Source organism: Nostoc sp. NMS9, from assembly GCF_017114995.1.
Classification (GTDB): Bacteria; Cyanobacteriota; Cyanobacteriia; order Cyanobacteriales; family Nostocaceae; genus Nostoc.
Genome location: NZ_JABXKL010000090.1, coordinates 21,840 through 35,335 on the forward strand (window position 1 = coordinate 21,840; position 13,496 = coordinate 35,335).

Consider the following 13,496-nt stretch of genomic DNA (forward strand, 5'->3'; position numbering starts at 1 on the left):
GTAATGCAAACAAATTGGAGAATTGGGTCATTATTTGGAATTCCCCTGTTTTTAGACCCGTTATGGTTTGTGATTTTAGGGTTGGCAACCCTGAACTTTGGGGTAGCTTACCAGGAATGGGGAAGTGTTATAGCTTGGAGTGCTGGAATAGTTATGGCACTGCTGCTTTTTGGTTCGGTGCTATTGCATGAGTTGGGTCATAGCTTGGTAGCCCGATCGCAAGGCATTAGAGTTAATTCAATTACTCTATTTATGTTTGGCGGGATTGCTGCCATTGAAGAAGAATCTAAAACTCCTTTCAAAGCCTTTCAAGTAGCGATCGCTGGTCCTTTGGTGAGTATCATACTATTTTTCCTCCTCCGTCTGGCAGCTTTTGCGATACCTGATACGAATCCCCTCAGTGTCATGGTCGGAGATTTGGCGAGAATTAACTTAGTAGTGGCTCTATTTAACCTGATTCCTGGCTTACCTCTAGATGGGGGGCAAGTGTTAAAAGCAGCACTATGGCAAATCACAGGTAATCGTTTTCAAGCCGTACACTGGGCTGCAAAGGCGGGACAAATATTGGGTTATAGTGCGATCGTTTTTGGATTTGTTGTAGATTTTGTTACCAAAGAGTTAGTAGTTGGTTTGTGGATTGCGCTGTTAGGTTGGTTTGCTGTCCGCAACGCTAACACCTATGACAACATGACTACATTGCAAGAAAGCTTGCTCAAGGTGGTGGCGGCCGATGCGATGACTCGTGACTTTCGCGTAATTGATGCTGACCAGACATTGCGTTCCTTTGCTGATTTATACCTGTTGGAAACCGCTCCCTCACAGGTTTATTTTGCTGCTTCTGATGGACGTTATCGGGGTCTAGTTTCCATTGACGATTTTCGTTTAACCCAAAGGAGTGAATGGGAAACTGAAACTTTACACAGGATAGTGCATCCGCTGACAGAAATACCTACCGTTGCAGAATCAACATCAATAGCTGAGGTAATTAACAAATTAGAAAATGAGCAGTTACCTAGAATTACCGTACTTTCTCCCTCTGGTGCCGTAGCTGGTGTAATTGATCGGGGTGATATTGTAAGGGCGTTGGTACAAAAGTTAAATTTGCAGATAACCGATGCTGAAATTAAGCGCATCAAGGAAGAAGGTAGCTATCCGCCTGGGTTGCAACTGGGAGGAATAGCGAAGTCAATTACAAATTAAACGTCATACACTCGTCATAGTTTTGCAATAGATTTGTCAAAAGCTTGTGCGATATTTAATTTGGTATTTGGTTACAAAATGCTTTTTTTGGGTAAAAGGTAGGATTTCCTACCTTTTTTATTTATCAAAATGTAGTGTAGGCGTAGCTCGTCTTATACATCGCTTTTACCTTACTTGTCTGGATTTGCAGGGGTTGATGGTAAATTATTACAGAGATGGCGATCGCTCTCCACAACATTAGGGTTATTCTGCAAATAGTCACGTGCGCGATCGCAAGCCCCTTGTATCAGCTCATCGAATGATTGAATCGGCCACAACTTAGCAATGCTATCATCTCCCGCGCTAGCCAGTATCTTACCATCCTTGTTAAAACTGACGTTCCTGACTTCGCCTTGATGTGCTTTCCAGGCAGCAAACTGCTCCCTATTCTGCCAGTCCCACAACTGCACATTACCTTTTTGGTCACCACTGACAATCATCTTGCCATCGGGGCTGAATGCTACTGAATTCACCGCCGCCCCAAAATTTACTGCCGCCACGAATTCCTGCAATGGCTTACCCTGCAAGTTCCATAAGCGAATAGTGCCATCATCTCCAGCACTAACTAGTCGCTGACTATCGGGACTGAATGCCACACTATAGACAGGGCCTAAATGACCCGGAATGTTTGTGATCAACTGCTGTTTGTGCCAATTCCACACACGGATAATGCCGTCATTTCCGGCGCTAGCCAGCAGCTTGCTATCTGGGCTAAAACTAACTTTGCAGAAGTGCTTTTCACTAGGGAATTTTACCATAGAGAACTTTGCTAACTGCCGCCGCTTTTGCCAGTCCCACACAAGAACAACACCGTTGTTTTCCACACTAGCTACTAGTTTGCTATCCGGACTAAAACTGACATCGCATATATGCTTTGGATAACCAGAAAATTCTGCCATTGATAATGCTGTCAACTGTTGACCATGCAAGTTCCACACGCGGACATTGCTATCATCTCCGGCGCTAGCCATTAACTGACCATCCGGGCTAAAACTGACACTCTGGACTCGTTTACCTTGATGTGCTGTCCATCCTAGCAACTGTTGACCCTGTAAGTTCCACAAGCGGATGATGCCATCATCTCCCCCAGTCGTTACTCGTTGACCATCTGGGCTGAAATTAATGCTGAGAAATCGATCTTGATGCCCTTGTAATTCTGTCAGCTGCTTACCCTGCAAGTTCCACACGCGGACAGTTTTATCATCTCCGGCGCTAGTTAGTAGTTGACCATCTCGGCTAAAACTAACGCTTCTAACTGGGCCTTGATGCCCAGCAAATTTCTCCAACTCCTTACCCTGCAAATCCCATAAACGGACAGTGCCATCTCCGGCTGCACTAGCTACTTGTTGACCATCTGGGCTAAATTGCACACTCCAGATTCGGCCTTGATGCCCTGTAAAAGGTTTCCCCAACTGCTGACCCTGCAAGTTCCACACGCGAACAGTTCTGTCCTGTCCACCACTGACCAGTAACTGACCATCTGGGCTAAAACTGACACTGCTAACAGGTTGTTGATGTCCTTTGCATTGTGCTAATTGTTGACCCTGCAAGTTCCACAAGCGGATAGTACTGTTTTTTCCAGCTGTAGCTAGCATCTGCCCATTGGGGCTAAAACTGACGCTGTTAACCGAGTTTTGATTTGCTTTCCATTCTCGCAACTGCTGACCTTGTAAGTTCCAAATGCGGATTGTATCGTCATCGCCGCCGCTAGCGATTAGCTGACTATCTGGGCTAAAACGGATACCCCTAACCCGATTTTGATGCCCTTTCAATTCTGCTAACAGTTGACCCTGTAAGTTCCATAAGCGAATAATACCGTCCTCTCCAGCTGTAGCCAGTAGTTGCCCATTCGGGCTAAAACTGAGGCTTCTGACCAGATTTGTATTCCATACAGCCTGCTCCTGACCCTGTAAGTTCCATAAGCGAACAATACCATCCTCTCCAGCGCTTGCTAGTAACTGCCCATTTGGGCTAAAACTGCTTCTGACCGTGCCTTGATGCCCTTCTAAGCGGTTGCGTTCTCTGACTGTATAAACTGCCTTTTGCAGTGTTCCTTGCACTTGATTTTGTAGCTGCTCGCTGGGACGAAATAATTGTAAAAGTGGGTGTTGCAGTAACCTTCCGGCTCGTAGGCTAGAAATTAATGCATCTAACCCTTGCTCCTGTAGCCTGGCTTCTGCTGTTTCTCTAGAAGCCCTGCTTTGACCCATCAATGCATTACTTTGACTAAACACTGCCCAGCCAGTCAACCCGCTTAAACCTAAAATAACTGCGATCGCAATCCGCCATCGCCAACTAATGTTCCGGCGTTTCTGTAAAACACTTTGTTGGACAAATTCTGTTTCTAACTGATTAAACCAATTGTCATTTAACTGGAGTTCCTGATTCAATACATCAAGATAAGGATTACTATTCCAAAGAAACTGTATAGGTTTCTCTCTCAAACCCTCTTGTTGATGCTGTCTTTGCTGTAATCCTTGAACAGGCCGAGTCGGAATTTTGCTAAATAAGTTTTCAGCAACGTATAATCTGCGATCTAACCAATCAATTACAGTTTCAGCTTTGGCTTGCAAACCTGATGGCTGTTCCTTGCTGGCGACACTCTCCCACTCTTCGGCAGCTGCTGTTAGCCGCCGTTGTAAAATTATGTCTTCTTCTTTTTTCCACTTGAGTAATTTATCCCATCCCTCCACTAAAGCATCATGGGCTGGCTCTACATAGGGTTCGCCTTGAGAATTAGAACCTTCAATGATTAAGCGGGCTTCAGAAAAACGTTTGATGACTGTTTGCACGCGATCGCTTTCTTGTTCATCGGCGTAAATTAGTTCAGACTTGGGAACCTGTCGCCTTGCTAAGTCGCCACCCTGCAATGAAATCATTCGCAGCATTACCCGCCGTACTGTGTTTTCATAAGCGGGAGATGAAGCAACTAGTCGATCGTATTCTTGGTTAGCACGTTTGGTTAGAGAACCAACTACTCTTCCCAACTCTTCGTAATCTTCCTTTTTTAAGGCGCGGTTGTCCCTTCGTTCCTCTAAATATTTCAGGTACAATTCGCTGAGGGTGAAAGAAAGTAAGGGTAAAGCACCTGGCATTTGTACGACTTCGTTGATCAGTTCATCCACCAAGCTGGGAGGGTCGAAATATACCACTTTTTCAGATGCTGGTTTCTCAATTGCTTCCCGGAATTCATCTTGGGTCATTGGTGGGACGACAAATCGGGTATCATCATTCCAAAAGTCTTTGAGTACAGAAGTTTGAAACTGACCCTCAAAGTCGAGTCGCAAGGTGATAACTACATGGATTTTGTCGGGATATTTAGCGATCGCACTCTCGATCAATTTCTGAAATTGCTCTCGTTGTTCGTCACTCTTACACAGGGTAATCAACTCTTCAAACTGATCGACTGCTAGCAATAGTTTAATCTGGGGATTGGTCTGGCTCCAACGTTCAATGATATTTGCTAGAGCTTGCTCGTCTTTTGCTAATTCTGCAACAGTAATTGTAGTTGCAATTGGTAAACACACCTGTGCTAAAGCCTGCAAAGGAGTTTCCCCTGGACGCATGGGGTCTAAAATCTGAAATTTATCCTCCTGGGAATCACGCAGACACGGTAATAATCCAGCTTTCATTAAGCTGGATTTACCTGTTCCAGAAGCGCCTAGTACCACTGTCAACGTTTGTTTATTGGAAACGACTTGCTGATAAAGCTGTTTGATTAGGTTGTCTCTACCAAAAAACAAGTTACTGTCTTTTTCGTCATAAGATTGCAATCCTCGATAAGGATTATTTTCGAGGTTAAGTGGTGGTGCATCCTCCAATTTATCTCGGTCAAAATTAGGTAATAGGAAGATGAATTCCCCTTTGTCATGTTTTCTCAAGGGACACAGACTTGGAGTTTGCCGCTTGTAATTCTTTTCTGTGACAACTTCAACTTGATCTCGCAAATATGAGTACAGTTCAGTTGCCGTAACGATGCCATCATCATTCAAGTCAGCTTTTTTGTCAGTTCCGCGTAGGGCATCAAAAAGTGCTTTGGCAAAGGGAGAGTGAACCTCGTTACCTTCTTTTACTTCCCCCCGCACACCCAAAGAATCCAAAGCTTTTTGATCGTCGGCAGCAGAAGTAATTACTTGCCAAGCGGCATCGCTGATAAAGCGATCGTAGCGTTCTTTGTAAACTGTGACTTTGGGCTGAATCTCTCGCTTGAGGCTCGCCCAACGAAAAGCGCCTGCAAAACAGCAATCTAAAATTGCTAACATGTGCCGACAAGGGAGTGCATTCAGGGCATCATGTAACTCCTGCATCGGCAAGTAGGTACTACTATCTCCTAATGTGGCATCTTGCGGAATCAAATAACCTACTGGCCCCTCTTGATTTTCTAGAGCCTCTAAAGCGACACCATGTCCAGCAAAATAGAAGAGGATGCGATCGCTCTCGGTAATTGCCACTTTTTCGTTGTCAAAAGGTATTTGTCCTTGTTTGAAGTCTTCAATCAGTTGTTTGAGTTTGTTAAGGGTAACACGTTTATTCAATAGCAACTGGACTTCATATTTATTTTGTGCTTGATATTGCTGTTTGAGATTTTGATGTTGCTTTTGGAGAATTTGAGCAAGTTTGTGAGCATCATTAACCGCTGTTTCTAACTCTCTAATACCATTTACATAGTCATTGATACCAATAATAATCGCAAAATTCCGGTTGAACTTATGCTTAGACATTAGTAGACCTCATCTAATATTAATTCGAGTTGAATACTTATGAAAATCTCATACACAGACACAGCATCACGTTGCTTTGCTCCGAATTCAAAATTTAAAATTCTTGCATTATTGATCCCCATAAATAAATTCAGGGGCTTGTATCCTTTTCGTTTTCGGTCAAGTCTGATGCCTTTAAGACAATACTTTTAGATTAAGATAACTTATACGAGTGATAACTTCGCTTTGAGATGTTACATTGCAACGTCTCAACACATATCAAATCTCTACAAACAATCCTTAAGTTAACTGTATTGCTATATAATTTATCAAGGCAACAATAGCAAAAATAAATGCTTATTTTTGCCTTTCAACTGTTTGCTTCTTTTGTTGAACGATGATCGCTGTAATCAAAGCGTCTAACCCGACTTCTGGTAATTCGATGCTGAAGTAACTTAGGTGGTCGCAAGCTACTTCTTGAACAAAGGGCGCAAGCGATCGCCCTTTGGGAATATTCTGGATACTATCTACAGTGACTGCAATATCATTTGGTATACCAAAGAAAGGTAAATTTACAACTTTCTTAAATAAACTTTGCTCTAGCCGTTCTAAAACACTAGATTTTTTCTCTAGCTGTTGCTCCAATGCTGCCGGAATAATAGATGTATTGCCAGCGATAATTGAGTAGGGAATGCCAGGATCTTCACTCGCTGCCAAAGATTTGAGAAAATCAGAGTTTGGGTTTAACTCAGCTAGAGCTACTCTAATATTTTTTTCCAGAATTCCCATCAAACCTGTCAGCACTGTTACAGGCCAAGCAACTGTAGAAAGTCTGTTGAGTCCAATACCCAAAGTGAGTTTTACCCAATCTTCAACAACTGGCCAAGGAGAACCGGCATTTGGTGTACCTAACATAATTAAATGTTGGACAACTTTATTACCTCCTTCTCGTTCAATAAACCAACGGGAAACTAAACCTCCCATTGAATGAGCAATAATGTGCAGCTCTTTACCGTGGTTTGCTCCTAAACCCACTTCTGTTAGTCGGCGTTTCAAATTTTCAGCATTCTCTTTAATTGAAGTATTCAGGTTTTCGTAGTCAAAGGTCAGAACTACGTCGTAAAGTTTGCTGATAGAAAGCTTTTGCCCATCTGGTTGCAATACTGGTTGATTAATACTACTAATTAAACTTTCGGTGTCGCCAATAATACCGTGTAGATAGAGGGCAATTCTTTGTGCTTTTGCTACTCGCTGCTGAACATCAATCACATCGCGTTTATAAGTTACTTTGTTATCATCTCCTACCTCAGCCACTGCTAAAATGGGATACTTAAATTCCCGTCCAAAATGGCGACTGATTACTTTTTCAAAGAAGATGCGAATAGACCCTTGTAGGCTACGTTCTCCCTGACTAACTGGAGCTGTTAATCGTTCTATGTCAATTTCTATTTTGCTATCTTGAGTTGTTTTACCGCGACCTAAAGGCAAGAAAAATTCCCCATCATAGCCAACAGCAAGAAGGTATTCATTGTCTGCTAACGGTGCATCTACTAATAACTTCAAAGGTGCATCTGGGGTGACAACTGTGTAATCTTGAATTTCGTTCAATTCCAATACACTTAATCCAGGGTCGGTACCTCGACTGGTAGTAAATTGGAAAGGTCGAGTAACTTCTGCATCTTCCCGCAGGATAGGGGGCAAAATTTGATTTCCTAAATCTCGGCTGACTTGCGGTGTGGTAGTTAGGCGAGCATTTGCCACCAAGCTAGGATGCACCTGTAATTTCACCCCTGCTCCTAATAATTTTTGTTCTGTCTGAGAAACTGGTGTAGAGTCTAAGGGACGTACAGTGGTAATGGTAATTTCCTGTGCATACCAATCGTCATACTTTGCTGCACTTTTGGCTTTGATTTCACGATTTTGACTTCGATTCATCAAACGCTCAAGGCTACTTTGATTTGCAGATTCTAAATCTCTTGTGACAGGTAGACGAGGAGCATCAAGTTTATCCTGAATCAGCAATCTAGCATCAAATTCCTCGTTACTGACAATCAATTTAATTATGTCTTTGTACTCAGTAATCCCCTGGGACCACAACTCGTCTGGGACTTCGAGTATCAAGTTTTCGCCGTCTAGAGCCAGTGCTGATTCTCCTGGTTGTAGCCTAATGCTACCTGCTTCAAAAAATGGGGCGTTAATAGCGAAACTGTCTGAAAGGTTGACTAAGCCAAAGTAAAGCGGGTTTTGACTTTTATTGGTGAGTTTCAGTTGAAATTCTGGATTTTGCCACTTACCATCCCTATACGCGTACTGCAAACGCATCTGCTGCAATTGAGATGATTCTTCATTTTCAAAGATCAGTTTTATCTCTACATCATTGGCTCTAATATTAGTTGTTGGATTTGAGAGTTCCGCAATTGTTGTCCAACGGGAAATATGTTCCAAACGTTGAATTGCCTGTTTTGCATTATCTGGACTATAGCCATCAATTTGAGCTACTAAAGGTCGGTCATCTGTAAGTCGGGCAATTAAATACTGTTGATGACGACAAAGTAGGCGAAACTCGGCTTTACCAACTTCTTTCTCCTCGCGTACATAGGGTGAAGCTTTACCATCAAGTCCAGCTGTTGCTAGTGCTTGGCGTGCGAGAGTTACACCAGCTTCATCTCCCTCAATGTGAACGCCTAAAGGTGGTAGCGGTAGGCTGGTAATAACTGCTTTAAAACAAGTACCATCAGCAGTGAGGTTTGGCACATCTTTGATATCTACCTGACTCTGCGTTGCTAGTACGCTAGTCACTTTTGCTGTACCCACAGACTTTGCTGGGTCACGCAGGTCTTGGATATTGGCATCAAAGGAAAACAGTGCTAGTAAAGTGGTTTCCTCGTCTTTGGGTGGTTGCACTCCGCAGACTGCATCACCATCAATTACCCAGCCATAGTTTGGGTCATTTTTAACAATAAAGTAGGGGTAACGTTCTGCGATCGCTCCATCAAGGAAAAATTTGTTTTCATCATCAGGATTCTTCACTTCCAACTGAGGAGACTGGGCTGTAATTTTACTGCGGATGATCGCATTTGTCCGCCCAAACAAATCTCGATAAGTCAATTTGCCACTGGCTTTAGCAAGTGTATCCATCAAGAAATAAGAGAAACTACCCCGATGTTTGTCACCCCCGTAGTATTCCTTCGCGGTTTCGTAGTCTCGACAAGCTGCTAGAAGTACATGACGACCTTTCGGTATCTTCCAGCCAGAAGGGTGTTTTTCCGGGTCACGGGAATCTGAAAGTTGCGTTAAGTCGGCGAGCGAAAAAATAAAACTATCCAGTGGGCGTTCTCGCTTGTCTGTGGGTAAGCGACGTATTCCTGTTTCTTGCAATGGGTCTTTGGTGCTGGAACCAGAGTGGCAGCAATCCATAATAATGGTAATGTGCGGGTCTTTTTCTGCTACTTCGGCAATGAGTTTTGCTAATTCTTTATCTGCCAAATCCCAGCCGCTTTCAGTACGACTGTCATAACAAACTAAAGTTTCATCAAGATGGTCGGGTTCTAAGTGCCAAAATTCTTTTGGTGCCAACTCCTGAGAACCGTGACCACTGTAGTAAAACAAAACTATATCATCTTGTCCAGCTTGACTAAGATGCTTTCGGAAACCATCAATGACTGCCTGACGAGTTGCCTGGTCATCCTTAAGCGTTTGTAAATGTAATTGGTATTCTTTTCGATCGAATCGTTCGTTAAGATACTCTTCTATTGCTGTAATGTCGTTTACACAACCTTGAAGTCGATTATTTAAATCAGGATAATTGTCAATACCAATAAGCAAAGCATATAAGTTACGAGTCATAGTTATTCGTATCTCCTGAAGCTATGATTTCTAAACTGCTCAGATAATTATGATTGGGATTTTGGTTTATTTGCCCACTTTTATATTGGTTGAAAGTCTTTATTCTATGCACAAGATAACCGGATATCTAGGTTTTAGGACATTCACCAAAACCTTTATCATGAGTATAAAATATCCAATTAAATTTAAAAATTACCCCCACGGGTATTTTTCGGATATTGTGTCTCGCGCCAAGGCAAAAACACCTGCGTGTGTATTTTCCCCGTTGTTCGCTTTTAGCGTTCCCGCAGGGTAGCAAGTATCAAAATGTCCGTCGCAAAGGCGCGAAGCAGAGCGCCAAAAAAGCAGTTTTGCCCGAAGTATAGCGATCGCTTCAGATGATTGGGAAATTATTAAAACTTCAAGTTTAAAGTGAGTAAAATGTAAGGACGTGATATACTACACCTCTCACTTACCCTGGTTTTATGGCACTGCCAATTGTTGCAATTATCGGACGCCCAAATGTGGGCAAATCCACCCTGGTTAATCGACTCGCCGGGGAACAAACGGCGATTGTCCATGATGAACCGGGAGTGACACGCGATCGCACTTATTTGCCAGCTTTCTGGAATGGTCGCGAATTTTTAGTGGTAGACACCGGTGGTTTAGTTTTTAATGATGATACCGAATTTTTACCACTGATTCGCCAACAGGCAATGACAGCCCTTGCAGAAGCGTGTGGCGCTATTTTTGTCGTCGATGGTCAAACAGGCCCCACATCGGCAGATTTAGAAATCGCCGAATGGATGCGCCATCAACCCGTACCTGTGCTACTAGCTGTAAATAAATGTGAATCCCCAGAACAAGGCTTAATGCAAGCTGCCGAATTTTGGGAATTGGGATTGGGCGAACCTTACCCAATCTCCGCGATTCATGGCAGTGGTACAGGAGAGTTACTCGACGAGTTAGTTAATCACATCCCTGCTATTGAAGACATTCCAGACACGAATGAAATCAAAGTAGCAATTGTGGGACGCCCAAATGTGGGCAAATCGAGCTTACTCAATTCTTTTGTTGGGGAAGAAAGGGCAATTGTCAGCCCCATTTCCGGCACTACCCGCGATGCTATTGATACTGTCATTGAACGAGCCGGACAAACCTACCGTTTGATTGATACCGCCGGTATTCGCAAAAAGAAACACATCGAATACGGTACAGAATTTTTTAGTATTAACCGTGCTTTCAAAGCGATTCGTCGCGCTGATGTGGTTTTATTAGTAATAGATGCCGTAGATGGAGTCACCGAGCAAGACCAAAAATTAGCTGGGCGGATTATCGAAGAAGGTCGAGCTTGTATCATCGTCGTTAATAAGTGGGATGCTGTCGAAAAAGACTCTTACACAATCTACGACTACGAAAAAACTTTGCAATCACGGTTACATTTTACCGAATGGGCAGAAACAATTTTTGTGAGTGCCTTGTCAGGACAACGGGTAGAAAAGATTTTAGAATTGGTGAAAACGGCAGCTGAATCACACAAACGCCGTGTCAGCACATCAGTAATTAATGAAGTTTTAACAGATGCCGTCAGTTGGCATTCACCGCCAGCATCCCGTGGTGGGCGTCAGGGCAAGATTTATTATGGTACACAAGTAAGCAGCCAACCACCAACGATCGCACTATTTGTCAACGACTCCAAACGCTTCAACGACAACTACCGCCGCTACATTGAACGCCAATTCCGGCAACAGCTAGGATTTAAAGGCACGCCAATTATTTTACTGTGGCGGAGCAAAAAAGTCCGTGATGCCGAAAGTGGTAATGTTAATAGAGCAACTCGCGTCAAAATAAGTTAGGAGTTAAGAGTTATGAGTTAGGAGTTATGAGTTAAAGTCAAAATTGCTAATTATAGAACCCTATCGACTTGAGTTTGATAGCGGTACAAGGTGAAAGTTATGAGTTAAATTCAAAACTGCTAACTCCTCACTCCTAACTCCTAACTCCTAACTCTAAAATGGATTTATTGCGATCGCTGCCACTTGGACTTTATTTAGAACAACCCCAAACTTGGCTGCATAAAATCGATCCGCGAGTCAAGTTCGCCTGGTTGATGAGCTTTTTAACCAGCTATGTTTTAGCCAACAACAATTGGCGGGTGCTGCTGGTGATAATATTGATTATTGCCACCTTAATTGCGAGAATTCCTCGACGAGTATGGCAGCAGCAAATGGGTTGGCTATTAATGCTATCGTTTTTTGTCTTAGCGATCGCAGCCATCAGTCCTGATGGACTGGGTGTAGATTATCAATCACGTCTGCCAGCTAATGAACAAATCTTAACTCAGCAAGCATTCTCCAATAATCTTCTTCAAGAGCCAGCAGCTGAGAAAAAAGAATACAGCTACGTGCTATTTCACAAAGGCCCGGTTAAAGTAACTCGCTACTCCTTGAGTTTGGCAGTACGCCTGAGTACACTTATATTTACCGTAATTTACAGCACCAACCTCTATCTGCTGACAACCGCACCAGAAGAAATCACATCTGGGATAGAAAGCTTAATGCAACCCTTGCGACGCTTCAAGTTGCCTGTCACAGAAATTGCTTTAACTTTAACCTTGTCCTTGCGCTTCATTCCCCTGGTTTTAGAAGAAGTGCAAAACTTATTTCGCTCCGTGATGACAAGGGCAATTAATTGGAAAAAGCTGGGATTAAAAGGAGCATTCAAGGTTTGGATGACAGTTGCAGAAAGACTTTTGGAAAATCTGCTCTTACGAGCCGATCAAATGGCGAATGCCATGATGGTACGGGGTTTTACCAGTCCCAATGAGCATCGAGTGCAGTGGCACGACTTACGATTAAAAGGGCGTGACTGGCTTGCGATCGCAACTTTAATCTTATTCTGGGGAATACGGCTAGCTATAGGAACTCAGGCATAATTTTGTATCGAGAAAATGTAAGAGGTAATACAGCAGAATCCAGAATTTAGGAGTCAGAAGTAAAACATTAAATCGCCGTCTCTACCAAAGACTGATTATTGTAGAGACGGCGATTCATCGCGTCTCTTGCCTTAATCGAACAGTATTGAGCTATAGGTAACAATATGGTAGGGTAATTTGAATAGCTACCCAGCCATAAAATTGATCCCCTAGCATTTCCTGTAGATTTTAGATATTAACCAGCGTTACGCGAACACTACAAACTAATCTCAAGATTTTTGACCGAGTACCGTTATGAATCTCTGCACAATGCTCAGGCACCAATTACACCACTGAAAATACTGGATAATCAATAGACCTTTTGTATAAATGATAGTTTTCTTTCCTGTACCCAATTCCCAATCCCCACTCTCCAATTTTGTGCCATTCAGCGACAGTTGTGGCAGTATGGAAAGAAGTTGAAAAATTCGCGGTTGCTGTTGGGAACTTCAAAGGGTGTTTTTCCTTCCCACGTCGAACTTTCAACAAGAGGATCAGGAATATTTTGTGCCTTGTCCCCACAGATTAGTAAATTGAAGTCACCAAAGCAGATGGTGATATTTGTCGAACAGCCTCTACTCTTTGAATCTACGCTTCGCGGCTTCTGTTGTACCATTGCGCTTCACTACCACTAGCTTCATCTGCCCATTAGGAACTAGATCAAGGTCTTCGTAACCGCCACTTCGCATTTTAACCAAAATATTCTGACGAATGTTGGTATTATCGTCTGAATGTTTGGAATTCACTGCGAAAAGATA

Annotated in this window: 6 protein-coding genes; 3 read left to right on the plus strand and 3 right to left on the minus strand. The window is 43.0% G+C overall.

Annotated elements, in window-relative coordinates; all coding sequences use genetic code 11:
• Positions 1-3: 3 nt before the first annotated feature.
• Positions 4-1,200, plus strand: a complete 1,197-nt coding sequence (locus tag HWQ40_RS28925; RefSeq protein ID WP_292785061.1) for a site-2 protease family protein — start codon at positions 4-6, stop codon at positions 1,198-1,200.
• 170 nt (positions 1,201-1,370) lie between these two features.
• Here HWQ40_RS28925 and HWQ40_RS28930 read toward each other — a convergent pair whose 3' ends face one another.
• On the minus strand, positions 1,371-5,960 hold the full coding sequence (locus tag HWQ40_RS28930; protein ID WP_292785063.1) for a caspase family protein: 4,590 nt from the start codon (positions 5,958-5,960) through the stop codon (positions 1,371-1,373).
• A 336-nt stretch (positions 5,961-6,296) separates the two neighbouring features.
• Positions 6,297-9,785, minus strand: coding sequence for a caspase family protein (locus HWQ40_RS28935; protein ID WP_292785065.1), 3,489 nt, complete (start codon positions 9,783-9,785; stop codon positions 6,297-6,299).
• A 464-nt stretch (positions 9,786-10,249) separates the two neighbouring features.
• Between HWQ40_RS28935 and der the strand changes: the two genes are divergently transcribed.
• Positions 10,250-11,620, plus strand: a complete 1,371-nt coding sequence (gene der / locus HWQ40_RS28940; RefSeq protein WP_292785067.1) for a ribosome biogenesis GTPase Der — start codon at positions 10,250-10,252, stop codon at positions 11,618-11,620.
• A 158-nt stretch (positions 11,621-11,778) separates the two neighbouring features.
• Entirely contained in the window at positions 11,779-12,699 is a 921-nt protein-coding gene (locus HWQ40_RS28945; RefSeq protein WP_292785069.1) for an energy-coupling factor transporter transmembrane protein EcfT, read from the plus strand.
• A 614-nt stretch (positions 12,700-13,313) separates the two neighbouring features.
• Here HWQ40_RS28945 and HWQ40_RS28950 read toward each other — a convergent pair.
• The gene (locus HWQ40_RS28950) at positions 13,314-13,484 is read right to left on the minus strand and encodes a hypothetical protein (protein WP_292785071.1); all 171 of its coding nucleotides are present in this window, start codon (positions 13,482-13,484) and stop codon (positions 13,314-13,316) included.
• Positions 13,485-13,496: the final 12 nt, after the last annotated feature.